The sequence below is a fragment of the Paraburkholderia sediminicola genome, from assembly GCF_046027825.1.
Taxonomy (GTDB): Bacteria; Pseudomonadota; Gammaproteobacteria; order Burkholderiales; family Burkholderiaceae; genus Paraburkholderia; species Paraburkholderia sediminicola_D.
Map to the genome: position 1 here is coordinate 40,961 of NZ_JAQQDU010000002.1, position 25,892 is coordinate 66,852.

Below are 25,892 nucleotides of genomic sequence, written 5' to 3' on the forward strand. Positions count from 1 at the left end.
TGCATTCAATGAGCAAGATCAAATGCGCGTTGATCGGGCCCGGCAATATCGGCACCGATCTGTTGTACAAACTGCGCCGCAGCGCGGTGCTCGAACCCGTGTGGATGGTCGGCGTCGACCCGGAGTCGGACGGCCTCGCGCGCGCCCGCGAAATGGGAATGAAGACGACGGCTGACGGCATCGACGGCCTGCTACCGCACTTGGCCGCCGACGATATCCGCATTGCCTTCGACGCCACTTCCGCGTACGTGCACCGCGAGCATTCCGACAAGTTGACCGCGCGCGGCGTGCGCGTGATCGACCTGACGCCCGCCGCGATCGGTCCGTTCTGCGTGCCCCCAGTCAACCTCGCCGCGCAGATCGACCAGCAGGCGATGAACGTCAACATGGTCACGTGCGGCGGCCAGGCCACCATCCCGATGGTCTACGCCGTTTCACGCGTACAGCGCGTGGCATATGGCGAGATCGTCGCGACCGTGTCGTCGCGCTCGGTCGGCCCCGGCACGCGCAAGAACATCGACGAATTCACCCGTACCACCGCGCAGGCGATCGAACAGGTCGGCGGTGCGATGGTGGGCAAGGCGATCATCGTGATCAATCCGGCCGAACCGCCGCTGATCATGCGCGACACGATCCATTGCCTGACCGAGACTGATCCTGACGTCGAGGCGATTACCGCCTCCGTGCACGCCATGATCGAAGAAGTACGCCAATACGTGCCGGGGTACACGTTAAAGAACGGCCCCGTGTTCGACGGCCGCCGCGTGTCCGTATTCATGGAAGTTGAAGGCCTCGGCGACTATTTGCCGAAATACGCCGGCAATCTCGACATCATGACTGCGGCAGCCGCCCGCACCGCCGAACTGTTTGCCCAACAGATGCTTGCCGCATCGCCTGCCACCGCTTGAGGAGCCGACTATGTCTTTAGCAGGAACCCGCATTACCGTGCACGACATGACATTGCGTGACGGCATGCATCCCAAGCGCCACCAGATTTCACTTGAGCAGATGTGTTCGATTGCGCGTGGACTCGACGCTGCCGGCGTCCCGTTGATCGAAGTGACCCACGGCGACGGCCTGGGCGGCGCTTCGGTCAACTATGGTTTTCCGGCGCATACGGACGAAGCGTATCTGAGCGCTGTGATTGCGGAAGTGAAACAGGCCAAGGTATCGGCGCTATTGCTGCCGGGCATCGGCACCGTCGATCACTTGCGGCTTGCGCACGAGCTGGGTGTGCATACGATTCGAATCGCGACGCATTGCACGGAAGCCGATGTATCCGAGCAGCACATTGGTCTTGCCCGCAAGCTGGAGATGGATACCGTCGGCTTTCTGATGATGGCGCATATGTCGCCGCCCGAGCAGCTCGTCAAGCAGGCGAAACTGATGGAATCGTACGGTGCCAACTGCATCTACATTACGGATTCAGCGGGTTACATGTTGCCTGATGACGTGACGGCACGAATTGGCCTGGTGCGTGCGGCGCTGAAGCCCGAGACGGAACTTGGCTTTCACGGGCATCACAATCTGGCGATGGGAGTGGCCAATTCGATTGCGGCTATCGCTGCGGGGGCCAACCGTATCGATGCTGCCGCGGCCGGTCTTGGGGCGGGTGCCGGCAATACGCCGATGGAAGTTTTTGTCGCGGTGTGCGAGCGGATGGGGATTCAGACGGGTGTGGATGTGTTCAAGATTTCGGACGTTGCCGAGGATCTCGTTGTGCCGATTATGGATGCGCCGATCCGGATTGATCGCGATGCGTTGACGCTTGGGTATGCGGGGGTGTATTCGTCGTTTTTGCTGTTTGCCAAGCGGGCTGAAGCGAAGTATCGGGTTCCTGCGCGGGATATTCTTGTTGAAATGGGGAGACAACGCCTGGTCGGCGGGCAGGAGGATATGATCGAGGATACGGCGATTACTCTTGCCAGAGGGCGGGGAGTACTCGTTTAGTAGTTTTTTTTGCCTGCGTGGCGCTTGGCTGTTTGCCTGCGGCGTTGGGCTTTGGTTTTGGTTTTTTTGCCTGCACGGCGCTTTTTGGTTGTGCTCTCGCGGTGTTGGCCTTTCCTTGTTTTCTTATTGGTTTATTAGCGTCGCCCCTGTGCGGGGCGGGCACTTACTTCTCTTTGCCGGCCGCAAAGAGAAGTAAGCAAGAGAAAGCGGCTCCAACCGCTAATTCTTAAGCGGGTCCCTGGCTTGGAGTGGTGCATCTGGAATCCGTGTTCTCGCACATTCGGCGCCAGTGACAAGGTAGTCATACTTCCGGCGGCGCTGCGCGCGCCGAAGAGTACTTCACAAAACCACCCACTACGTTTTAGCTCTCGCGTTTTGTCCGGTACCATAACTCGCCAGTGCAACTGCAACTGCGACTGCGACGCATCGACATTTTATTTGAGGTGGGGATTTTCCCATGCGTGCGGGGCGCTTTGCCGAGGCGAAGCCGATGACTCCCACGATGCTAAAACGAAGCCTTGGGTTTGCATGATGGCCCCTTCCGACGAGCACGTAGTGCGAGGCGGGAAGCATGACAGCCTTGTCACTGGCGCCGAATGCGCGAGAACACAGATTCCAGATGCACCACTACCGTGACTGTGCGGGGGCCTCGCTTAGCAGGGGGTTCGAGCCGCTTTCTTTTGCCTACTTTTCTTTGCGGCATGCAAAGAAAAGTAGGTGCCTGCCCCGCACAGGGGCGACGCTAATATACCGATAAGAAATCAAGGAAAGGCCAACGCCATAGGCATACAGACAACAAGCGCCGCGCAGGCAAACAGCTCATGCAAATCCCAACGCCGTAGGCAAACAGACAAACAGCCGCCCAGCAGGCAAAAACCCAAACTCAAAAACATTAAAATACAATCATGAAACTGAAAACATACAGAACCGCGGCACTCGGTGCCTTGCTAACAGCAATAACCATCACCGCGACAGCGCAGCCCGCCGTCACCGGCAAAATCAACACCGACACCTTCATCCAGATGGAAAAAATCCAGAACACCCGCGACCTAGCGGGCCTAACCACCACAGACGGCCGGCAAATCCAGCCCGGCCGCCTCTTCCGCAGTGGCAACCCAGCCTTCGCCACACCGGCCGACATCGCCAAACTCAAGGCGATGCACCTCGACGTCATCGTCGACTTCCGCGCCGAAAGCGAAAAGAAACCCGCCGAACAAGCCTTCGCCACCCAATTCCCCTGGCAAGCCGACCCGATCCTCGCCGGCAACCTCGCGCCGGAAGCCGTCATCCCCATGCTCAAGCGCTCGACACCCGCGCAAATGCATCAATTCATGGTGTCGCTCTACCAGCAGTTCCCAGGCACCTATCAAGCGCAATTCTCCCGCTTCCTCAAGCTCGCCGAAGACAACAAAACCATCCTCTATCACTGCACCGCAGGTAAAGACCGCACAGGCTTCGCGACCGTGCTGCTGCTGTCGGCTCTGGGCATCGATCGCGCAACAGTGATTGCCAACTACCTCGAATCGAACCGCTACAACGCCGCAGGCAACGCACAAGCGACCGCGCAGTTGCAGAAGATCGGCGTCGCGCCCGACGTACTGGCGCCGCTGCTCGCAGTCGACCCGGATTACATCGGTGCAGCCATGGAAGTCATCGATCAGCAGTACGGCGGGATGCAACACTATCTCGTGGATGTACTGCACGTGAATGTGGAGAAGATCCAGCAGAACTATCTGGAACCGGCGACACACGCTGCGGCGACGAACCCGTAAGCGCAACAGGCCTTGATTGACCCAATACGCGCGCTTCACACCGCGACTCACCTGGCCTGAAAAGCAAAACCCCACGCTCCGAAAAACGTGGGGTTAGTCCGCCATCTAATGGCGGTGCATCCACCGCCTTTTCAATCGCTTTATCCCTCGAACACGTGCCGCAGCGGCGGCGGTTCCCCACCCTCGCGCACCTTGATCTCGATCACCTTCCGCGCAACACTCGACGGCCTCACGTCCGCCGTGTCGACGTAAAACTGCGAGTACCAGTCGCGCATCTGATACAGCGGCCCATCACCCTCGCACAACAGCGGATTGTCGATTCGCGTCTTGCTGTCCCAGATCGCCACGTCTTCATAAAACGCAGCCTGCGCCTGCTTCGAATACGCGCGCGCAATCTCCATGTTCTGCTCGTCGGACAAGCCCGGCACCTTCTTCACCATCACGCCGTAACGCAACTCGAAACTGTTCATGTCGGTCGGCACATGGCAGTTCAACAGAATCGAATGAATCGGATGGCCGCCGCTCTGCCCCGTCATCTCGGTGATGTGATAAGCCGGACCAAAGTAGGTGGACAGCGCGATCAGCTCGTCGTCGCCCAGGCGTTCGCTACGACCCACCAGCAGTTGCGTGGCCTTGTGGTCTTCAAACAGATTCGCGAAGTAGTCGACCGGCGCGCCATGCACGGTCCCAAAGTGCGCCATGTCCGAGATGTTGTCGACCAGTTCGCGGCAGTTGGTGTCGATCTTCATCAGGTCGACCACCCAGTCCGACCATTCGTCAGAGAAACACGCGTCGATACGGGGAATGGTCACGTCTTCAGACGGCGGATTGCCCTCGGGATCGTGCCAGATGAACAGCAACTGGTTCTGTTCGCAAGTCTGCCATGTGCCGATTTTGGCCTTCGGCGGAATCCGCTTGCAGTACGGAATCGACTGGCAATTGCCCTCGCCGTCCCACTGCCAGCCGTGAAACGGACACACCAGCGTGTCGCCATCCACGCGGCCAGTGCTCAGGTCGCCGCCCATGTGCGGGCAAAAGCCGTCGACCACATTCACGCGCCCTTGCGAATCCATGAACGCAGCAAGACGCTGGCCGAAGATGTTCAGCGTGTGCGGCTTGCCGTCCTTGTATTCGCACGCGAGACCAAGACAATGCCAGCCGCGTGCATAACGCTGCACCAGCGGCTGCGATTCAATTTTGTACGGACGTGCGGACATCTCTTATCTCCTCCAATGGAAAAGGCGGCGCTTCTGAATAGCCGCCGTCTTAAGTGTTCTTGCGACACGCGCAAACCTTCGCGCTCACGCCTGACGATAAGCGCGACGCACCCCGCCTTCATCGTCCCGACGGACTAGGGACTTCATCTACCCTTCAGCGCCCTCCAGCGACCCGTTAGCGCCCCGGATTGCCATGCTCGAGCGCGCAGCCAGCTCGATCTCCCCGGGCGCCGATGCAGCGCTGCGCTCGGACGCGTCTGGCGCTGTTGGCACATTCACCGGATCCCCTCTGCATTCGCGACATTCGCGGTACTGGCAGTACTAGCGGCACTCGCTGCACTCGCGGCACCGGCGGCACCGGCGGCATTCAGCACGCTCCCTGCCGCGTTCAGCGCCCCATCACGCGCGCCGGCACGCCGCTCCGCCCGCTCGACGCCGAGCCATGCCGCCAGCGCAGGCAACAGAAACACCGCGCCGAACAGATTGACGAGGAACATGAAGGCAAGCAGCACGCCCATATCCACCTGGAACTTGAGCGCGGAAAACGCCCACGTGCCCACCCCGATGAACATCGTCACCGCGGTAAACAAGGCCGCGGTACCGCGTTGACGCATCGCCGCCGCGAACGCATCGGGCAACGTGGCGCCCGCGCGCACCTCATGCTGCATCCGTTCATACAGGTAGATGCCGTAATCGACGCCCACTCCCACGCCAAGCGTAATCACCGGCAACGTGGCGACCTTCAGGCCGATGCCGAGCCAGGCCATCACCGCATTGCACAAAATCGACACCACGGTCAGCGGCACGACGATGCACAACACGGCGCGCCACGAATGGAAGGTCACGAAGCACAGCAAAGCGATCGCACCAAAAATCGACAGCAGCATCGCCACCTCGGCGTCGCCGACCGCTTCATTGGTCGCCGCCATCACGCCGACGTTGCCGCCCGCGAGCCGGAAGGCAATATTCGGCGTGTGATCTTCCGCCGCCAGCCGTTTGATTTCATCGACGATATGCGCGATCGTTTTGCCCTCGTGATCGGTGGTATAGATCAACACCTGAATCGCCTGGCAGTTCTCGGTGTTCATGCCGTTGTCCGGATCGAACGCGCTCGCGCCCTGCGTGAGACCGTCGCTCGAACGCGGCAGCGCGCCCCAGCGCGGATTGCCTTCGTTGAAGGCGGCAATCGAAACCTTCGCGAGCGACGGCACACTCACCACCGACTGCACGCCCGCCACCCCGCGCATCTGCATCTCGAAGCGCTCGATCGCGCTCATCACCGGGTAATGCAGACAGGCATCGTCGAAACCGGTCGTCTCGACGATCACGGCGAGCGCATCGACGCCGATGTTGTACTCGCTGGTAATCCGCGCGTTGTCGAGGTTGTAGCGCGAGGTGCTGCGCAACTCGGGCGCGCCAGCGCCGATGTCGCCGATCTGCAGATTGCGCGACTCTTTCGCGCCAAACGCCAGCAACAGGAGCGCGATCACAAAGACGCCGAGCGCCGGAGCGGGCCGTGCGAACATCGCAAAGCGCGTCCACAGGCGGCTGCCGCCTTGCGCCGCACGGCTTTGCGCACGCGCGAGCGTGCCGGCCTCCAGCCGCGTGTACGACAAAAGAATCGGCAGAAACACCTTGTTGGTGACGATCATCAGCAGCACGCCGAGGCAGGCCGTGACACCCAGCTCACGCACGATATCGATCTGAATACGCATGATCACCATGAAGCCGAGCGCATTCGTCAGCAAGGCAACCGTGCCCGGCACGAACAGCTTGCGAAACGCGTCGCGTGCCGCATCGGTCGAAGACATCCCGGCGACCAGCGCCTGCTTCCACGCATTCGTCATCTGCACGGCATGCGAGACGCCGATCGAGAAAATCAGAAACGGCACAAGGATCGACATCGGATCGATGCCGAGCCCGAGGATCGGCAACGCGCCGAGCAGCCACACCACCGGCAGCAACGCGACGAACAGCGCGAGCACCGTGGTCTTGGCCGATCGCGTATAGGCAAACAGCAGCGCAGCGGTAATCAGAAACGCGAGCGCGAAAAAACCGATCACACCGCTGATCCCCGCCTCCACATCCCCCACCAGTTTCGCAAAACCGATGATGTCGACTTCGACATCCTGGTTCGAATAGCGCGCGCGGATCTGTTCGAGTTGCCGCGCCACCGCGCCGTAATCCAGATGCTTACCGGTGACCGGATCCGTTTCGCGTAACTCCGCGCGGATCAGCGCGGAATGCAGGTCGTTGCCGACCAGCCTGCCGATCTGGCCGGAGCGCGCCACGTTGCGGCGCACTTTGGCAAGGTCGTCGGGATTCGCGCTGCTGAACTGACCGGGCACGACCACGTCGCCGCGAAAGCCCGCTTCGGTGACCTCCGTGTAACGGACGTTTGGCGTGAACAGCGAGAACACACGCGAGCGGTTCACGCCGGGGATAAAGAACACGTCATCGGTCGCGTGACGCAGGTCGTCCATGAACGCCTGGTTGTAGATGTCGCCGTGGCCCTTCCAGCGCAGACTCACGAGGATCGTATTCGCACCCGGAAAGGCGCTCGCATAGCGGTTGAACACCTGCATATACGGGTGCTGCATCGGGATCATCTTGTTGAACCCGGGATCGAGCCGCAAGCGCGTTGCGGAACAACCCAGCGCGACGGTCACCGCGAGGCACAGCGTCAGCAGGATGCGCCGATGGCGCATGATGGCGTCGGCGCAACGCTCGACAAAGCGCGAAAGGCGGGACGAAGAAGGACGGGACGATGCGTTCATGATGCGTCTCACGGCAAGGCAACAGCAAAGCAACGGAAAGCGCGGCGGGCGTGGCGAATCAGTGGCCGGCGGGCGCGCTATGGAGTTTCGGCGAATGAATCCACGCGTTCAGGACGACGACGCGCTGGGGGACACAGGCGGAGGCGCCGGGGGAGACACCGGGGGAGACACAAGCGGAGCGCGGACTGCGGGCACTACCGGCAGCAACGCGATGCCTGCTTCTCCGCCCAGCGCAAGCTCGCCATGCCCGGCGTCGACTACGGCCGCGAGGCTCTGCACGCCGCCCACTTTGCGTACCGTGAAACTCTGTCCGTTATCGCGCGAGGTGACGATCGCACCGCCCTGGCCGACCAGCACCAGCTCGCCGTCGGCAAGTTGCACCGCGCCGAAGTACGAGGTGCCGATGTGGCTATCGATATGGGTCCACGTGTCGCCCTGGTCGGTGCTGCGCAGCACATTGCCGCGCATGCCGTACGCGAGCCAGTCGCCGTCAGCCAGCTTCAGCACGCCGAATAGCGAACCCTGATAGGGCACGGGACGCTTCTCCCAGCTCGCGCCGTTGTCGGTTGAGCGCAGCAGCGTGCCGGTTTCGCCGGCAATCATCAGACGGCCGCTCGAATCGCCGGCAATGGCATTCAGGTGGCGATCGTCGGCGGGTGTTTTCTGTTGGACCCAGGTGGCGCCCGCGTCGTGCGAGACGAATAACTGGCCGAAGCTGCCGCTGGCGAAGACCAATCCGTCCGCGTTGCCCCACACGGACAGCAGCGGATCCGAATGTTTGCGATCGAAGTGCACTTCGCTCCAGTGCGCACCGCCGTCGACGGTGCGCACGATCCAGCCGTCATGCCCCACCGCGATACCGATACGCGGCGAGATGAAGAACACCTGGGTCAGTGCCGAGGCTTCGTCGGACGCAACTGCAGCTTGCCGCCAGGAAGCGCCCGCGTCATCGCTCAGAAGGATCACGCCGCGCTCGCCCACTCCGACGAGCCGTGTGCCGGCTTTAGCCAGCCCGTTGATTTGCAGGTGATCGGCTTGAATGGTGGTCGGCGCAAAGGCCGGCACCGGGCGAGGCGAAAACGCAAACAGCGCCGCGCCCAGAACGGCCGCCGAGAGCAGCAAGCCGGGTAATGTAGATTTCATTTTTTGTCTCCTGTCGACAAGAGTTGGCGCTTTAGCTGTCGATCGGAGTTCGCGCTTTAGCTGTCGGCCAGAGTTCGCGCTTTAGCGCGTTACTCTGGTCCCATGCAAAGCTCGTTACTCCGATCCCATGCAAAGCTGTTGGCGCTTTAACGCCTTACTCTGGTCCCATGCAAAGCTCTGACCGCGGTCTACGCCGCGGTTTCGAAGAGTGCCGCCGCGCCCATCCCGCCGCCGACGCACATCGTCACGACGACATAGCGCACGCCGCGCCGCCTCGCTTCGAGCAAACCGTGCATCGTCATGCGGGTGCCGGACATGCCGAACGGATGGCCGACCGAGATCGCACCGCCGTTCACGTTCAGACGATCGGCAGGGATATGCAGTTGATCGCGGCAGTAAATGACCTGGCACGCGAACGCCTCATTCATCTCCCACAGGCCGATGTCGTTCACCGTCAGCCGGTGGCGCGCCAGCAGTTTCGGCACCGCGAGCGCAGGGCCAATGCCCATTTCGTCCGCCTCGCAACCCGCCACCGCCATGCCGCGATAGATGCCGAGCGGCTTCAAGCCGCGCTGCTTAGCCTCCGCAGCGCTCATCACGACGACCGCTGCCGCGCCATCGGACAGTTGCGACGCATTGCCGGCGGTGATGAACTCGCCTTGCGCGACCGCTTCGCCGCCGCTCCAGACCGGCTTCAGCGCCCCCAGACTGGCCGCGCTGGTGTCCGCGCGATTGCATTCGTCGCGCGTGGCACACACGCTTTCGCTGCCGGTCTGCTTGCCTTCCTTGTCGAACAGCGCGCGTTGCGCATCGAAGGGCACGATCTCTTCGTCGAAACGGCCCGCTGCCTGCGCCGCGGCCGTGCGCTGCTGGCTCGCCAGCGCGTATTCGTCCTGCGCCTCACGCGAGATGCCGTAACGGCGCGAGACGATTTCCGCCGTTTCGATCATCGCCATGTACGCCGCCGGCTGATGCGCGAGCACCGCGTCGGAGCGCGCCCGATACGCATTCTTGTGTTTGTTCTGCGTCAGTGTGATCGACTCGACACCGCCCGCCACCACGATCCGCGCGTCGCCGCACAGGATGTTTTGCGCGGCCGTCGCGATCGTCATCAAGCCCGACGAGCACATCCGGTCCATCGCCATGCCCGGCACCGAAGCCGGCAAACCCGCCGCAGCCGCCGAGAGCCGGCCGATGTTGTAGCCTTGGCTACCCTGCTGCGCGGCGCAGCCCATCAGCACGTCGTCGATATCGGCGGGGGCGAGTTGCGCGCGCTCGACCGCGGCCCGCACCACATGGCCGCCGAGTGCGGGCGCTTCGGTGTCGTTGAACACGCCGCGAAATGCTTTGCCGATCGGTGTACGCGCAACCGAGACGATGACCGCTTCGTTCATGAACTATTCCTCTACGGGTTCTACAGGTTTCTTCGGGTTGCTACAGGTAGTAGCGGCTGATGGTGTCGGCCACGCAACCGGGTTTGGTCTCGCCGTCGATCTCCACGGTCACGCGAATCCAGGCCTGCACGCCGCCTTCAATCGCTTCGGCGCGCAGCAACTGGCCGACCCCGCGGATCCGCGCGCCGGCTCGCACCGGTGCGGGGAAGCGGATCTTGTCGCAGCCGTAATTGACGCCGAGCCGCGCGCCGTCGATGCGCACGATCTGCGGCAGAAAGAAATTGACGAGCGAAAGCGTCAGGAAGCCATGGGCGATACAGCCGCCGAACGGGCCTTGTTGCGCGCGTTCGACATCGACATGGACCCATTGATGATCGAGCGTGGCGTCCGCGAACAGCGCGATGCGCGCCTGCTCGACCTGCATCCACGCGCTTTCGCCGAGCCGTTCGCCAACCGCGGCAACCAGTTCGTCCGGATGAGCGAACACGCGAGCCGGCTGCGGATTGCCGCACACTTCGGCCTGCACTTCAGCCCGCGTTTCAGTCATGAGGCTCTCCATCACGCGTGCTGACTGCTGACCGACAGCACTTCGCCGGTCATATACGACGCGTAGTCGCTTGCCAGAAAGACCATCACGTTCGCTACCTCCCACACTTCGGCGGCGCGTCCAAATGCTTCACGCGACGCCAGTTGATCGAGCAGATCGGCCGAAGCCGACTTCTTCAGAAAATCATGCAGTGCAATACTTGGCGCCACCGCATTGATGCGCACACCGTACGGCGCGGCTTCGAGCGCGGCGCAGCGCGTCAGCGCCATCACGCCGGCCTTCGCCGCCGCGTAATGCGCCTGTTCCGCCTGCGCCCGCCAGCCGAGCACGGACGCGTTATTCACGATCACACCACGGCCGCGCTGCTGCATATGCGGCAACATCGCCCGCGTCATGCGGAAGGTGCCAGTCAGGCTAATGTCGATCACCCGCGACCATTCGGCATCGTCCATTTCGACGATGCGACGCGCGCCGCCGAGCCCGGCGTTGTTGATCAGCACGTCGACGCCTTGCATCTTGTCTTCGGCGTCCGCCACCAGCGCACGTACGTCTTCTTCCACCGAGACGTTGCACAGACGGCCGTAAATCGCTTGTAAGCCCGTTTCCGCACGCAGGGTTTCGACTGCTTGCGCAAGGCGCCGCTCGTGGATGTCGGAGATGAACAGCGCGCGGCAACCTTCTTCCGCGCAGCGTTTGGCGGCGGCAAAGCCGATGCCCACACCGGCGGCCGCCGTAATCAGCACGGATTTACCGGCCAGCAGTTGATGACCCGGCACATAGGCAGGCGCGGTGCGCACCATTTGAGACTCGTTCATAGCGTTCCTCGGGGTTCTCTCGGCATGCCGAGCCCGCGCTCGGCCATGATGTTCAATTGGATTTCGTTGGTGCCCGCATAGATCGTGTCCGCGCGCGAGAACAGGAACACGCCCTGCAGGCGGGTGCGCTTCGCGTCGGCGCTGTCGATCAGATTGGCGTCTGGCCCAAGCACGTCCATCGCCAGTTGGCCGAGCTCGCGATGCCAGTTCGACCAGTAGTATTTGTAGATCAGCGCTTCACGGCCCAGCGCGCCGCCACCGTTTTCGCCGGCGTCGGCATCGGCATCGGCCAGCATGCGCAGCGCGTTGTAGCGCATCACGCGCAAGCCCGCCCACGCTCGCGCGATCCGTTGGCGAATCAGCGGATCATTCGCGACACCCGCTTCATGCGCCGCGTCGACCACCCATTCGAGTTCGCGGATGAACTGCATCTGCTGACCGAGCGTGGACATGCCGCGCTCGAAGCCGAGCAGCGTCATCGCAATGCGCCAGCCGTCGCCGGGGGCGCCGACCAGATCTTCAGCGGCGGCGAGCGCGCCGTCGAAGAACACTTCGTTGAATTCGGCGCCGCCGTTCAATTGTTTGATCGGACGAATCTCGATGCCGGGTTGATCGAGCGGCATCAAGAAAAACGACAGTCCGCGATTACCGCGCGATTCCGGATCGGTGCGCGCGATGACAAAGATCCAGTCGGAATCGTGTGCGAGCGATGTCCAGACTTTCTGGCCATGCACGCGCCAATTGCCGTTTTCGTCGCGGACCGCACGCGTGCGGACGTTCGCGAGATCGGAACCCGCGCCCGGTTCCGAATAGCCCTGGCACCAGAACTGCGTGCCGTTCAGGATGCCGGGCAGAAAGCGCTGACGTTGATCTTCGGTACCGCATGCGATCAGGGTCGGTCCGAGCAAGCCCTCGCCGATATGACCCATGCGCCCTGGACCACCGGCCCGTGCATATTCCTCGTGAAAGACCACCTGTTCAGCGACGGACATCGCACGGCCGCCGTGCTCTGTCGGCCAGCCCAGACCCGTCCAGCCGCCGCTTGCCAGTTCACGTTCCCACTTCTTGCGCAGCGCCGGATAGGCCTCTTCGTCGCCGGGGCCGCCACGGAATTGCAGGCAGGCGAACTCGCCGCTCAGATGCGTGTGCATCCAGTCGGCGACTTCCACGCGCAAGCGTTGCTGTTGCGTTTCGCTGTTCATCAAAGGACTCCCGCGAGGACGGCTTGTGCGTGGTCGGCATAGGCAGGCGACAGCGCTGTACTCGAAGCCTCGCCACGATCGATCACCTGCTCCGCGATAATCGACAGCATCTGCGCGCTCGTGCCGAACTGCGCGCTGCAAGCCTGCGCGCGTTTGAAATACAGTTGTGGGTCGTATTCCCAGGTGAAGCCGACGCCGCCGTGCAACTGGATCGCTTCCTGAGCGCAGAAGCGGAAGGCGTCGTTGGCGGTGGCTTTGGCTGTGGCGATATCGGCCAGCACTTCGGGTGGTAACGAAGCGCCTGCCTGATCCCGCGTTTCACAGCGCGCCTGATCCCACGCCTGCGCCGCGCCAAGCACGGCCGAACGGGCCGCCTCGATCTCGACCATCATCTGCGCACAGCGGTGTTTGATCGCCTGAAACGACGCAATCGCGCGGCCAAATTGCACGCGCTCCGCCGTATAGGCAAGCGTGAGGTCGAGGCATTGCTGCGCGCCGCCGAGCTGTTCGGCAGCCAGCGCCAGCGCTGCAAACCAAGCGGTATCCGACAGCGCGCGTTGCGCCTCGCTGCCACACGCCAGCAGCGCGTTACGCGGCACATCGACCGCATCCAGCTCGATGCGCGCCAATGGACGCGTCGCATCCAGCGTGACAAGCGGTGCGCGGGTGAGGCCCGCAAGATCAGCGCAGTTCAATTCGAACAGCGTGATGGTTTGCGCTTCGTTCGCGATCAATGCGGGCACGAGCAACAGATCGACACTCGCACCGTCGACAACTTGTGCCAACGTCCCCGACAAACGGTAGCCGTGAGCCGTCTCTTCCGCGTAAACCGCCACCGTACGTGCATCAAAGCCGGGCGCAGCGTAAGCCGATGCCCTGCGCCCATCGATGCCGGCAGCAGCGACCACAGAAGTCGCGCGTGCATCGGAGCCGGCCGCTGCGCAAGCAGAACCCGTCCTTGCGTCGAAGCTGGACCCTGTTTGCAACGCCAGCGTCGCGCTCGCATCACCGCTTGCAATCCGCGAGAGCCACGCGCGCGCCACCTCTGATTCGCACTGCGCCAACGCCGTCGCCGCCAGGCACACCGTGGCGAAGTAAGGCACGCAGGCAAGGCGCCGCCCCATCTGTTCCATCAGGAGCACCAGTTCCAGCGCGCCCAGGCCCGCACCACCCGCCGCTTCCGGCACGGTCAGCGCGCACCAGCCGAGTTCGCGGGCGACTGTCTGCCACAGACCCTCGTCGCGGCCCGCGCTGTGTTCGATCGCCTGCCGCACCGCCGCCGATGCGCTGCGCTCGCCCAGCACCTCGGCCGCCGAGTCGCGAATCATGGTTTGTTCTTCGGAGAGAGCGAGGTTCATCGCGTCAGCTTCCGTAGACCTGCTGCGCCGGTTCACGTTGCGCAACCAGGGCCGCCACCGCGCCACCCAGTGCCGTGACTTGCCAGCGTGCGCCAATGTCGATGCGCGGCCCCGTGCGCCAGCCTTCGGCGACAGCGATCATGCCGCCCGCCGCTTCGAACACCTGCCCGGTCACATCGCGCGATTCAACGCTGCCGAGCCAGACGACCAGCGGCGCGACGTTGGCCGGATCGAAATAATCGAAGCCATTGGCGGGCTTTTTCATCATGTCGGCGAACACGCCTTCGGTCATCGACGTACGCGCCGCCGGCGCCAACGCATTCACCCGCACGCCATAACGTTGCAACTCCGCGGCCTGCATCAACGTCAATGCCGCGATGGCCGCTTTGGCCGCGCCATAGTTCGCCTGGCCGATCGACCCTTGCAGACCCGCCCCCGAACTGGTGTTGACGATGCGCGCATCCACCTCGCGCCCCGCCTTCGACGCGTCACGCCACTCACGTGCCAGCAGTTGCGAAAGACAGAAATGTCCGCGCAGATGCACCCGCATGACGTCGTCCCAATCGGCTTCGGTCATGCTGGTGAACATCCGGTCGCGACAGATACCCGCGTTGTTCACCAGCACATGAATCTCGCCGAAGGCTTCGCGCGTAGCGTCGATGATGCGTTGCGCCGTCTCAATGTGCGTAATGTCGTCAATGTTGGCCAGCGCCCGGCCGCCGGCTCGCACAATCTCGTCGCAAACGGCTTGCGCGGCTTCCTGACGAATATCGTTGACCACCACCGCGGCACCTTCGGCGGCAAACGCCAGCGCGTATTCGCGGCCCAACCCTCCACCCGCGCCGGTGATGATCACGGTGCGTTCGTTGCAGATTCCCATGCTTGATCCTCGTAGACAGTGATGCGCTTACAGGCGCTCGATGATCGTGACGTTGGCAAGACCGCCGCCCTCGCACATCGTTTGCAGACCGTAGCGGCCTTGCGTGCGCTCGAGTTCGTGCAGCAGGCTTGTCATCAGCCGCGCGCCGGTGGCGCCGAGCGGATGGCCGAGCGCGATCGCGCCGCCGTTCGGATTGGTCTTCTCGTGCGGATAGCGCGTTTCGGCCAGCCATGCGAGCGCCACCGAGGCAAATGCTTCGTTCAGCTCCACCACGTCGATGTCGTCCAGCGCGAGGCCGGCCTTCTTCATTGCGTGACGTGTCGCGGGAATCGGCGCGGTGAGCATCCACAGCGGATCGTCGCCGAGTACGCTCAGGTGATGGATGCGCGCCCGCGGCGTGAGGCCGTAGCGCTTGAGCGCGTCTTCGGAAACGATCAGCAAAGCGGCAGCGGCATCGCACGTCTGGCTGGAAACGGCCGCCGTCAGCGCGCCGCCCGGCATCAGCGGCTGGAGCGAAGCCATCTTTTCGAGCGTGGTGTCCTTGCGCGGCGTCTCGTCGTGTACGACGCCGGCGATTGGCACAATTTCCCGCGCAAAGTGACCGCCTTCGATCGCCGCCAGAGCGCGCCGGTGACTCTCCAGCGCGTACAGCTCCATCGTTTCACGCGACAGATTCCAGTGATCCGCGATCCGTTGCGCTGCATGGAACTGCGAGACGGGCGCGTCGCCGAAACGCGCGCGCCAACCGATGCTGCCCGAGAACGGGTCAGTGAAACCGAGCGGCTCGGCAGCCGTCATCGCCGACGAAATCGGAATCTGCGTCATGGTCTGCACACCGCCCGCGACCACCACATCCTGCGTGCCGCTCATTACGGCCTGCGAGGCAAAATGCACGGCCTGCTGCGAGGAACCGCATTGCCGGTCCACCGTGACGCCGGGCACGGTCAGCGGCAGGCCTGCGGCGAGCCAGCAGGTGCGCGCGATATTGCCCGCCAGCGGGCCGATCGTATCGACGCAGCCGAACACCACGTCGTCGTATTCATCGGCGGGAATGCCGTTACGGGCGACCAGTTCCTTGAGTACGAAGCCGCCGAGATCCGCGGCGTGGACCTGCGCGAGTCCGCCTTTGCGGCGCCCGGTCGGCGTGCGCAACGCATCGACGATATAAGCCTGTTTCATCACGATTCCAGTTCGAAAGTACGGGCGTGGCCGATCGGGGTACATTGCTCGATCAGCGCATCGGCCACGCGGGTCTTGTGAAACGTCGTATCGCCCCAACTGCCCGAGAGCGCCCAGATGCGTTTCATGAAGATCTGCAAATCCAGCTCCCACGTGTAGCCGATCGCGCCGTGCACCTGCATCGCATGGCGAGCGGCAAGCTGCGCAGCGGCGGTAGCGGCGAGTTTCGCGTGGGAGACGTAAAGCGCGCGATTCGGGTCGTTGTCCGCGATCGCGCAGGCGGCCCGGTACACCACCGGTCGCGCGAACTCATAACGGATCGCGACGTCGGCGAGCAGATGCTTGAGCGCCTGATACGAGCCGATCGGTTTGCCAAACTGCTTGCGTTGCGCGCTGTAATCGATTGCGACGTCGAGCACGCGTTGCGTGAGGCCCAGCAATTGCGCGGCGACAGCAAACGCGCCTTGATCGAGTGCGCGCGCCAGCAAAGATTGCGCCTCGGCGGCCGTGGCCACGCGTGTACCCGGCGTCGCCTGCCAGTCGAGTTCGAACAGCCGGCGTGAAGGGTCAATGCTTTCCACGGCATTCAATTTGTACGCGTCGGGCGTGAGCCAATGCAACTCGCCCTCCCGCTCGCATAACAGAACCTTCGCGACGTGCGCATCGCTGACATACGGATTCACCGGATGCGCAATCGCCACACGCGCCGAACCCGCCGCGATATCGCGCAACAGCGCATCGCGTCGCGCGCTCTCCGGCAAACCTTCCAGCATGCCGACAGCCACCAGCGCCGTATCGAGTAACGGTTCGGGTCCCGCGAAATACCCATAGGTCTGCGCGAGCAGCGCCCACTCCACGTCGCCGAGTCCCATTCCATCGTGACTTTCCGGCACCGACACGGCCGTCAGCCCTTGCGATGCGAACATGTCCCACATGCGCTCCGAGCGGCCAGTGGGGGTGTTCCACAACTCACGGATCAACTCCGGCGTCATCTCCGTCATCAGAAAGCGTTTGACGCTGCTCGCCAATGCTTCCTGATCTTCGTTGAATACGAAATCCATAGTTCCTCGCTCAATCCTTTAAGCGTCTGAATGCGGGCTGCAGCGGGTTGCATACCGCTTGCAGCACCGGCATCACGAGCGCGGCATTCCCAGCATCCGTTCCGCGACGATGTTGCGCTGGATCTCGTTGGTGCCCGCATAGATCGGCCCGGCCTGCGCGAACAGGAAACCGTCGAGCCAATTGCCGAGCGCCGCGTGTTGCTCGTGCGTGTTCGGCACGACCTCGGCGCGCGCGCCGAGAATATCGAGCGCGGTCTGGTGCATACGCAGATCGAGTTCGGACCAGAACACCTTGTTGGTACTCGACTCCGCACCGATGTGGCCGCCCTTCTGCAAACGGCTCGCGGTGGCGTAGGTGGAGAGCGCGTAGGCCTGCGCATCCATCCACGCGCTGATCACCCGGTCGCGCAAGGTCGGATCGCGGTCCGCTTCCGAGCGGTGCGCCAGATAAAGCGCGCGCAACGCTTCGGCGGTACGTTGAAAACGTGCGGGCGAGCGCAGCATCAGGCCGCGTTCGAACCCGGCAGTTGCCATGGCGACCTGCCAGCCCATGCCTTCACCGGCGAGACGGTTCTCGACCGGTACTCGCACCTCGTCGAAGAAAATCTCGGCGAAACCGGTGTGACCGTTCAACTGACGGATCGGCCGCACCGTGATACCCGGCGTCGAAAGCGGCACCATCAGGAAGGTCAGGCCGTGATGACGGGTCGATTGCGGATCGCTGCGAAACAGGCCGAACAGCCAGTCGGCCCACACCGCGCGAGTCGACCAGATTTTCTGGCCGTTCAGGATGTATTCGCCGCCCCTGCCTTCATCGGTACGAATCGCACTCGCGCGGATCGCGGCCATGTCGGAGCCGGCGTTGGGCTCAGACCACCCTTGTGCCCATACGTGTTCGCCCGCTGCCATCGCCGGCAGAAAGCGGGCTTTTTGCTCGTCCGTACCGAAGTCCATCAAGGTCGGGCCGAGTAGGAAGATGCCGTTCTGATTCACGCGCATCGGTGCGTCGGCGCGCCAGTACTCTTCCTCGAAGATCAGCCACTCGATCAGATCGCAACCGCGTCCACCCAGTTCGCGCGGCCACGTCACCATGCTCCAGCGGCCTGAATGAAGCGTGCGTTCCCATTCCCTGTGCGCGGCAAAACCCGCTTCGGTATCGAAACTCGGCAGCGGTTCGCGCGGCACGTGGGCCGCGAGCCAGCTGCGAATCTCGGCGCGAAACGCGCGTTGCGCCGGCGTGTAGTCGAGCTTCATGCGCGCACTCCGGCTTTGTGTTCGACCTCATTGCCGCCATTGAACTGCGCGTCGCGCTTTTCGACGAAGGCCGAGCGAGCTTCCGCCGAATCGTTCGTCATATACGCCTGCAAAGTAAAGCCCTGCTCCCAGCGGTATTTGTCTTCAAGGTCGCCGTCTTCGACACCGTTCAGCGCTTCTTTCGCGAGCTGCAGCATCGCGGGGCTCTTCGCGGCGATCTTGCGGGCGATCTCGAACGCAGCCTCGCGAAGTTGTTCGCGCGGCACCACGCGCTCGACCGCGCCAAGCCGATAGGCTTCAGCGGCGTCGACCATGTCGCCCGTGAAATACATTGCGCGTACCTTCTGCACACCGAACATGCGCTGCAGATGCGCGCCGCCACCCATCGCGCCCCGGTCGATCTCGGGCACGCCGAAGCGCGCGCAATTGGACGCCACGATCACGTCCGCCGCGCCGCAGATGCCGATGCCGCCACCTAGCACAAAGCCATGCACCGCGACGATCACCGGCTTCGGATTGCGGTGCACCGCGCGAAAGGTCGCGTAATTGCCGGCATTGACCGCGACGATCCGTTCGGGATGCGCCGCCAACTCCTTGATATCGACGCCAGCGCAAAAGCCGCGGCCTGCGCCGCGCAGCACGATCACGTGCACGCTGTCGTCGCGGCCGAGCGCGTCGATTGCATCGGCCAGCGCTTGCCAGCCGCGCGCGTCGAGTGCGTTGACCGGCGGCTGGTCGATCACCAGTTCGCCGATGCCGCCTTCGCGTTCAATTTTGAACGGCAGCGAGCGAACGCTATTGATGGGTTCTGTCATGTCTCCGCCCCTGGTGAATGATGTGGGTTTGTTTTAGTGAGTCACGCGCTGGGTCACACGTGGCCTCGTGCAGTGGCGCATACGTTGGATCGTGCGTGGCGTCATGGGTCGATTCACGCGTGAACCGGCGCGCCGCGCACAGCCGCCAGTGCATCGAGCCGCACCACGGCTTCGTCGACGATGCGCGCGATCAAGGTCTCGCACGGTTCGATCGCGCCGATCACCGCGGCCACCTGGCCGCTCGGCAACACGCCCTCGTCCGGATTGCCGTCGACGATGGCACGCTGGATCAGAAACGGTGCGTTCGCGGCCATCAGCGTCTGGCTCGCGGTGTAGCTGTGATCGCGGAGTGCCTTGAAGCCGAGCGCGGCCATCTGGCTCAGGCTCATGCCACTCTGGCGGCGCCACGCTTCAGCCGTGCGCAATGCAAAGAGCGTGCGGCGCAACGGGCCGAATGCTTCGAGGCGCAGCAGATAAGGGTTGTCGATCATCCGCTGCGGCAGGCCGTCCAGCGCCGCGGACACGCGAATTTGCGAAGGATCGTTGACCGCCACGTAGCGCGAGAGTGTCGAGCGCGGCACCGGCGACTCTTCGGCCATCAGAAAGCGCGTACCCATCGCAATGCCTGCGGCGCCGTAACCGAGCGCCGCCGCGAGACCGCGTCCGTCGAAGAAACCGCCTGCGGCGATCACCGGCACGTTCACGGCGTCCAGCACTTTGGGCAGCAGCAGCGTAGTCGGCATCGAGCCGGTATGGCCGCCGCCTTCCGCGCCCTGTACGGTGACAGCATCGGCACCAAGTTCGACGGCCTTAGCCGCGTGTTTCGGCGCGCCGACCGTCGGAATGCACATCACACCCGCGTCCTTGAAACGGCGGATCGTTTTGGCATCAGGTCCACGGCCGTAGCTGACCGCACGCAACCGGTGCTTGATCGCCAGATCGACCACCTGCGCCGCGTTCGGCTGGAACATATGGAAGTTGATGCCGAACGGTTTGTCCGTCAGTTCCTTTACACGAAGGATCTCCGCTTCCACACGTTCAGCTTCGAGCGTCGCGCCTGCCAGAAAGCCGAAGCCGCCCGCATTGCAGGTCGCCGCGACGAGCTTCGCATCGGCAACCCAACCCATGGCGGTCTGCACGATCGGATAGCGACAGCCGAGCAGATCGCACAAGGGCGTATGCAGCGTCGCGCTCATGCGGCTTCTCCGTCGGCCTTTGCCTCGCTAACGGCAGTGGCGATAGCGGAACCAGGCCGCTGCGACTCGGCCATCTTCCGGGCGTCGTAGCCACCCAGCTTGTCGCCACTCACCAGTTCATTGTGTGCGTGAGCGAAGTGGTGCCATGCGAACGCCGCATCCATCGCTGCGCGCTTGCCTTGCAATTCTTCGACGTGATTCACGGCCTGCTTGGTCAGCGTCAATCCGAGGCGCGGCATGCGTGCGATCTTCGCGGCGATTTCCGTCGTGGTGTCCTGCAAGCGCTCGCGCGGCACCACCCTATTGACCATCCCCATCTGATACGCGCGCGCCGCATCCATGCGCTCGCCGAGAAACAGAAACTCCTTGGCGATGCGCGGATTCAACTCATAGGCATGCGCGAAATACTCGACGCCGGGAATGCCCATACGTACCACCGGATCGGAAAAGAACGCGTCGTCCGAGGCGACGATCAGGTCGCACACCCACGCCAGCATCAGGCCGCCCGCCACACACGCGCCCTGCACCATCGCGATGGTCGGCTTGGGCAGATCGCGCCAGCGACGGCACATACCGAGATACACCTCCTGTTCTCGGGCGTACAGGAACTCGCCGCCTTCCTTGCCGACATGGTCGTACCAGAGCGAGGTGCGCTCGAACGACTGGTCGATGTCGCGGCCCGGCGTGCCAATGTCGTGGCCCGCGGAGAAATGCTTGCCCGCGCCGGCGAGGACGATGACCTTCACCGCATCGTCGTTCGACGCACGCTTGAACGCCGCGTCGAGCGCATACGTCATCTTCGAGTTTTGCGCGTTGTGATACTCGGGGCGATTCATCGTGATCGTGGCGATGCCCTCGCTCACGCTGTATTCGACGACGCTTTCGTGGGTGGCTTGCATGATGTCCCTCACACGCGACGCGGCGCGGGGTTATTGCGCACAACGCTCGCACGCAGGTTGTGCGGATCGAGTGAACGAACGATGCGCAGATCGTCCACGCTGGGCGGCGGCGTCACGTGCATCTCAGGATGCGCACGCAATTCGAAACCGGTCGCGTCCTGCACTTCGTCAAAGCTCACGCCAGGATGCAGCGAACGCACCTGGACCGCATGATTCGCGCCGCCGAAATCCATCACGCACAAATCGGTGATCACGCTGCGCAGATCGGTGAACGCGCGCATGCCGGGGATTTCGCGCGCCGGGTTGTAGCCCACGCTGCACACCATGTCGACTTCACCGGCAACGAACGCACGTTTGCTATGGCCGGAGACAAAGAACGAGTTCGCGTGATTGATGCTGTTGCCGGGGAAACCGCGCGCGCCGAGCAATTGCGTTTTCGGACGGGCGTAGTCGTCACCCAGCCAGGAGATATTGGCCTGGCCGAAGCGGTCGATCTGGGTGGGCATCACCAACGCGTGACGCTTGCCATGCCACACACAATCGAACACGCGTTCATAGGTCATCAAGCCCGACGCCTGCACGCGGTAACCCGCTTCACGCGGTCCGAGCGGCACGGGGCTTTCGACCAGATAGGCTTCGCCATCGGTGAGCATCAGACCGGCGTTGTAAGCGAGGCGCGCAAGACCAGCGGCCAGACGCGGCCCCGTACCAATACCGGTTGCCAGCACTTCGCCGTCATCACGCCAGACGCGTGCCGCCGCGGCAATCATCAATTCGGCGAGGGAATAATCGAGAGAGTCGCTCATTTGCGCTCCATTACAGAATCGGCAACGGCAACGCCGCTACATGGGACCGGCCGCCTGCGCGTTGCAGATAGCCCGGTTCGTCGGCGCCTACTACGTCACTCAGGTAAGCGGCTGTTTGTTGCGGATCTTCCGCACTCGCGCAATACGTCTTCAGATGCGGCAAATCCCAGCCGTAAGCCGGCGCGCACGATGTGGGATGCGCGCCGCACGGTGCGTGCACCACGCCGGTCACGAGTGATCGTTCGAAGGTATTGCGGCGCGCGAGATCGAGGTCCTCGCTCGCCAGCGTTTCGACCAGCGTCTCGCTGCTGACGAAGCACCGCTTCGCAGCACGTGCGAACCATGCGTCGAAGAAAGGATCCGGACCGTCGATACGCGTGTTGCCCATCCGGTCCGCGGCATTCACGTGCAGCAGCGCGGCGTCGAGTTCGAGCGCCGGCATCGCCAGCAGCGTCTCGCCGCCATAGGGCGATTGCACGGTACGCAGATGCGGTGCGTGTTTCAGCAGATCGGTGCCGAGACCGACGCGCGTCGGCAAAAACGGCAGACGTGCCGCCGCTGCGCGCAGGCCGAGTTGCAACAGGCCTTCGTCGAGTTCCCACACGTCGAGCGCGCCCTGTTCACGTGCCCGGCGAAAATGCGGTTCGAGCGGAATCACGTCGAGCGACACGAAGCCGAATACCAGCTTGCGGACTTTGCCAGCCGCGCACAGCAGCCCGACGTCCGGGCCGCCATACGCGACCACGGTGAGGTCCTTCAGATTCGAACGGACGATCTCGCGCACGAGTGCCATCGGCTTGCGGCGCGGACCCCAGCCGCCGATGCCGATCGTCATGCCGTCGGCGAGTTGCGCGACGGCATCGCGTGCGCTGAGTGTTTTATCGAGTGGTTTCATGCGTTATTCCTGCGTGTTTCCTGCGTGTTTCTGGCAGGTTTGCTACGAGTTCTCTGCGGGCTTTCCGCGCGTTTGCTGATCAGGGTCTAGCGGAATCCGACGCTGAAGTCGTGGCCCCACAGGCTCACGCGCGTCGCCTCATAGACGCTGTGCTGCGCCCAGTCGACCGTCAGGCCGCCATAGCCGTACTCCAGGTCGAAGCCGCCCGGTGTTTTCATGTAGAACGAGATCATGTGGTCGTTGCAATGACGGCCGAGCGTGGCGGAGAGCTTCACGCCTTGCGACGCGACCCGGTCGAGCGCGCGGCCCACCTCGTCCATCGAGTCCACCTCGGCCATGACGTGGATGCAGCCGGACGGCACCGCGAGGTCCATGATCGCGAGGCTGTGATGACGCGCATTTTTGCAGTGCAGAAAATGGATGCGTTTCTCGGGCTCGGCGGGGTCGTCGGTGAAACGCACGCGGAAGATGTCGGAGAGTTCGAAGCCGAGCACGTCGCGCAGGAACGCATCGGTCGCGTCGAACTGCGGTGCTGGCAGCACGGCGTGACCGAGGCCCATTGCGCCGGTCACAAAACCGGGCACACCCAGCGGCGACGTGAAGCGCCGGAAATCGGCGCGCACGCCCCAGAAAAACTCATGCCGGTTGCCGGACGGATCGGTGCACCACACCATCGCCTGCACGCGGCGCAGCGCGGCTTCCTGTGCGCTGGCGCGGATCGGCTCTACGCCGGCTTGCTGAAGGGCGCGGATGGCGTCGTCGAACGCGGCCGCGTCAGGCAGTTCCCAACCCGATGCGAAATAGCGATCGGCGTCGCCAGGCACGATCAGGTAGCGGAAATCGCGCTCGTCCATCTTCACGTACAGCGCGCCGTCCGCTGCGTCCTGCGCCTGCATGCCCAGCACGTTTTCCGCGTAGCCGCGCCATGTGCCGACATCCGCCGACTGCACGACAACGTAGCCTAAAGCCCGTACATCGATCATCTCCGACTCCTCCAGAACCTGTTGTTGTCAGGCTTATTCTGGCGGTCCCGGGGGCGGCCAACATCGTCTGTTGGGACTAGCTTGCGGCGGTGTTTTCAGCGGTTTTTTCGTTGTTTTCGACGCCGTTCTTGACCGCTTCGCGCAAGCGGTATTTGAGCACCTTGCCGGCCGCGCTAACGGGCAACTGATCGACCAGCGTGAGGTGCCGCGGCACCTTGTAGTTGGCCATGTTCTTGCGCGCCCAGTCGGTCAAATCTTCCGGACTCGCCAGTTCGCCCGAACGCAGCACGACGTACGCATGCCCCACTTCGCCGAGCCGCTCATCGGGTACGCCGACCAGCGCCACCTGCGCCACCGCCGGATGCGCGCTGAACAACCGCTCGATTTCCGCCGGATAGCAGTTGAAACCGCCGACGATGAACATGTCCTTGATGCGGTCGGTGATGCGCAGATAGCCGCGTTCGTCGAGCGTGCCGAGGTCGCCCGTGTGCAGCCAGCCTTCGCCGTCGATCGTTTCGAAGGTGGTCTCCTGCTGGCCGAAATAGCCCTGCATCACGTTGTAGCCGCGAATCAGGACTTCCCCTGTTTCGCCAAGGGCAACTGCATCGCCGCTACTGTCGGCGATACGGATCTCCACACCAGGCATCGCACGGCCCGACGTATGAGCGATGGTCTCAGCGTCATCACCGCTGCGGCACAGTGCGGCAAACCCGCATGACTCGGTGAGGCCATAGCCGGTCAGCACGGTTTCGAAACCCAGTTGCGCGCGCATTCTCTCGATCAGACTCGGCGCGATCGCGGCAGCGCCCGTCACCGCGACCCGCAATGACGACAGATCGCGCGTGGCCAGGTCCGGCATGTCGAGTAACGCGTGATACAGCGTCGGCGGACCCGGCAATACGGAGACGCGGTCGCGCACGATGCGTTCAAGCACGCGCTCCGGGTTGAACACCAGATGCGGCAACACGGTCGCGCCGCTCGCTAACGCCGCGAGCCAGCCGGCCTTGTAGCCGAATGCATGAAAGAACGGATTGACGATCAGATAGCGATCGCTTTCGCGCAGCGTCGCAATCTGCGCCCAATCGTGAATCGCGCGCAGGTTCTGGCCGTGCGTCGTCATCACGCCCTTTGGGCGGCCGGTCGTGCCGGACGTGAACATGATGTCCATCAGCGTGTCGGGGCGCACCGCGGCCTCGCGGTCGCGAAACGCGTCCATCGAGGTGCCGGCCGCGCGCAGCAGGAATGCGTCCCAGGTCTCGTCGCGGCCGTCGCGATCGTCGCGATCGTCGCTTGCATCCGCTGCCGGGCCGTCGAACACCACCACCCGTTCAAGCGTTGCAGGACGGTGTGCTGCCAGCATGCCCGGATACGAATCGCCGAGGAAGGTGCCACAACAGAACAGCAGCCGCGCGCCGCTGTCCTCGAGAATCGCCGCGGCCTCCAGGCCCTTCATCCGGGTATTGATCGGCACCAGCGCCGCGCCCGCGCTGTGAATCGCGAACGCCGCCACGATCCATTCCGCGATGTTCGGCGCCCAGATCGCGACACGCTCGCCCGGCTGGATGCCGCAGCTCATCAACGCACGCGCCGCGTCGATCCGCGCCGCGTCCAGTTGCGCATAGCTCAGGTTGCCCTGGACTGTTTCGATCGCGATGCGCGTGCCGAAGCGCGCGGCGCCGCGCGCGATCAGCGCGGGCGTCGTCAGGATGTGGTTGAGCGTCATGATGAATTCGATGGATGGGGTTCGCG

22 protein-coding genes are annotated in these 25,892 nt (G+C 63.4%); 3 read left to right on the plus strand and 19 right to left on the minus strand.

Annotated elements, in window-relative coordinates; translation table 11 throughout:
* The first annotated feature begins 8 nt into the window (after window positions 1-8).
* From PQQ96_RS01360 to PQQ96_RS01370, 3 genes are all read left to right on the plus strand, one after another.
* Complete coding sequence (locus PQQ96_RS01360; protein WP_408287720.1) at window positions 9-908, plus strand: acetaldehyde dehydrogenase (acetylating); 900 nt, start codon at window positions 9-11, stop codon at window positions 906-908.
* Window positions 909-918: 10 nt separating this feature from the next.
* Complete coding sequence (dmpG, locus tag PQQ96_RS01365) at window positions 919-1,950, plus strand: 4-hydroxy-2-oxovalerate aldolase (RefSeq protein WP_408287722.1); 1,032 nt, start codon at window positions 919-921, stop codon at window positions 1,948-1,950.
* A 905-nt stretch (window positions 1,951-2,855) separates the two neighbouring features.
* On the plus strand, window positions 2,856-3,722 hold the full coding sequence (locus PQQ96_RS01370; RefSeq protein WP_408287724.1) for a tyrosine-protein phosphatase: 867 nt from the start codon (window positions 2,856-2,858) through the stop codon (window positions 3,720-3,722).
* A 140-nt stretch (window positions 3,723-3,862) separates the two neighbouring features.
* On the opposite strand, the gene PQQ96_RS01375 is transcribed toward PQQ96_RS01370, so the two are convergent.
* The 19 genes from PQQ96_RS01375 to PQQ96_RS01465 all read right to left on the minus strand — a co-directional run bounded on the left by PQQ96_RS01375 (window position 3,863) and on the right by PQQ96_RS01465 (window position 25,866).
* The gene (locus PQQ96_RS01375) at window positions 3,863-4,939 is read right to left on the minus strand and encodes a 3-ketosteroid-9-alpha-monooxygenase, oxygenase component (RefSeq protein ID WP_408287727.1); all 1,077 of its coding nucleotides are present in this window, start codon (window positions 4,937-4,939) and stop codon (window positions 3,863-3,865) included.
* 275 nt (window positions 4,940-5,214) lie between these two features.
* Window positions 5,215-7,716, minus strand: a complete 2,502-nt coding sequence (locus tag PQQ96_RS01380; protein ID WP_408287729.1) for an efflux RND transporter permease subunit — start codon at window positions 7,714-7,716, stop codon at window positions 5,215-5,217.
* Between the two features lie 108 nt (window positions 7,717-7,824).
* Window positions 7,825-8,859 carry a WD40/YVTN/BNR-like repeat-containing protein gene (locus PQQ96_RS01385; RefSeq protein ID WP_408287732.1) on the minus strand — a complete coding sequence of 345 codons (1,035 nt, stop codon included), beginning with the start codon at window positions 8,857-8,859 and terminating at the stop codon, window positions 7,825-7,827.
* A gap of 188 nt (window positions 8,860-9,047) precedes the next feature.
* Window positions 9,048-10,253, minus strand: a complete 1,206-nt coding sequence (locus PQQ96_RS01390) for an acetyl-CoA C-acyltransferase (RefSeq protein WP_408287734.1) — start codon at window positions 10,251-10,253, stop codon at window positions 9,048-9,050.
* A gap of 40 nt (window positions 10,254-10,293) precedes the next feature.
* Window positions 10,294-10,800: a MaoC family dehydratase gene (locus PQQ96_RS01395; RefSeq protein ID WP_408287737.1), complete on the minus strand. Its 507-nt coding sequence runs from the start codon at window positions 10,798-10,800 to the stop codon at window positions 10,294-10,296.
* 11 nt (window positions 10,801-10,811) lie between these two features.
* Window positions 10,812-11,615 (minus strand): SDR family oxidoreductase, encoded by an 804-nt coding sequence (locus PQQ96_RS01400; protein ID WP_408287739.1) that lies wholly within the window; start codon window positions 11,613-11,615, stop codon window positions 10,812-10,814.
* The gene (locus PQQ96_RS01405; RefSeq protein WP_408287741.1) at window positions 11,612-12,817 is read right to left on the minus strand and encodes an acyl-CoA dehydrogenase family protein; all 1,206 of its coding nucleotides are present in this window, start codon (window positions 12,815-12,817) and stop codon (window positions 11,612-11,614) included. Before PQQ96_RS01405 ends, PQQ96_RS01400 begins: the two co-directional genes overlap by 4 nt.
* Window positions 12,817-14,175 carry an acyl-CoA dehydrogenase family protein gene (locus PQQ96_RS01410; protein ID WP_408287744.1) on the minus strand — a complete coding sequence of 453 codons (1,359 nt, stop codon included), beginning with the start codon at window positions 14,173-14,175 and terminating at the stop codon, window positions 12,817-12,819. The genes PQQ96_RS01405 and PQQ96_RS01410 overlap by 1 nt, the downstream gene beginning before the upstream one ends.
* A 4-nt stretch (window positions 14,176-14,179) precedes the next feature.
* Window positions 14,180-15,055 carry an SDR family oxidoreductase gene (locus tag PQQ96_RS01415; protein ID WP_408287747.1) on the minus strand — a complete coding sequence of 292 codons (876 nt, stop codon included), beginning with the start codon at window positions 15,053-15,055 and terminating at the stop codon, window positions 14,180-14,182.
* Between the two features lie 27 nt (window positions 15,056-15,082).
* Entirely contained in the window at window positions 15,083-16,234 is a 1,152-nt protein-coding gene (locus PQQ96_RS01420; protein ID WP_408287750.1) for an acetyl-CoA C-acetyltransferase, read from the minus strand.
* Window positions 16,234-17,295, minus strand: coding sequence for an acyl-CoA dehydrogenase family protein (locus tag PQQ96_RS01425; protein WP_408287753.1), 1,062 nt, complete (start codon window positions 17,293-17,295; stop codon window positions 16,234-16,236). Before PQQ96_RS01425 ends, PQQ96_RS01420 begins: the two co-directional genes overlap by 1 nt.
* 72 nt (window positions 17,296-17,367) lie before the next feature.
* The gene (locus tag PQQ96_RS01430; protein ID WP_408287755.1) at window positions 17,368-18,549 is read right to left on the minus strand and encodes an acyl-CoA dehydrogenase family protein; all 1,182 of its coding nucleotides are present in this window, start codon (window positions 18,547-18,549) and stop codon (window positions 17,368-17,370) included.
* Window positions 18,546-19,364 (minus strand): enoyl-CoA hydratase family protein, encoded by an 819-nt coding sequence (locus PQQ96_RS01435; protein WP_408287758.1) that lies wholly within the window; start codon window positions 19,362-19,364, stop codon window positions 18,546-18,548. Before PQQ96_RS01435 ends, PQQ96_RS01430 begins: the two co-directional genes overlap by 4 nt.
* 113 nt (window positions 19,365-19,477) lie before the next feature.
* Window positions 19,478-20,560, minus strand: a complete 1,083-nt coding sequence (locus tag PQQ96_RS01440) for an NAD(P)H-dependent flavin oxidoreductase (RefSeq protein WP_408287760.1) — start codon at window positions 20,558-20,560, stop codon at window positions 19,478-19,480.
* The gene (locus PQQ96_RS01445) at window positions 20,557-21,459 is read right to left on the minus strand and encodes an enoyl-CoA hydratase (protein ID WP_408287763.1); all 903 of its coding nucleotides are present in this window, start codon (window positions 21,457-21,459) and stop codon (window positions 20,557-20,559) included. Before PQQ96_RS01445 ends, PQQ96_RS01440 begins: the two co-directional genes overlap by 4 nt.
* 8 nt (window positions 21,460-21,467) lie before the next feature.
* Window positions 21,468-22,265, minus strand: a complete 798-nt coding sequence (locus tag PQQ96_RS01450; RefSeq protein WP_408287765.1) for a CoA-transferase subunit beta — start codon at window positions 22,263-22,265, stop codon at window positions 21,468-21,470.
* 10 nt (window positions 22,266-22,275) lie between these two features.
* Window positions 22,276-23,160, minus strand: coding sequence for a CoA transferase subunit A (locus PQQ96_RS01455; protein ID WP_408287768.1), 885 nt, complete (start codon window positions 23,158-23,160; stop codon window positions 22,276-22,278).
* Window positions 23,161-23,246: 86 nt separating this feature from the next.
* Window positions 23,247-24,143, minus strand: coding sequence for a VOC family protein (locus PQQ96_RS01460; protein ID WP_408287771.1), 897 nt, complete (start codon window positions 24,141-24,143; stop codon window positions 23,247-23,249).
* A 76-nt stretch (window positions 24,144-24,219) separates the two neighbouring features.
* Window positions 24,220-25,866 carry a FadD3 family acyl-CoA ligase gene (locus tag PQQ96_RS01465; RefSeq protein WP_408287773.1) on the minus strand — a complete coding sequence of 549 codons (1,647 nt, stop codon included), beginning with the start codon at window positions 25,864-25,866 and terminating at the stop codon, window positions 24,220-24,222.
* Window positions 25,867-25,892: the final 26 nt, after the last annotated feature.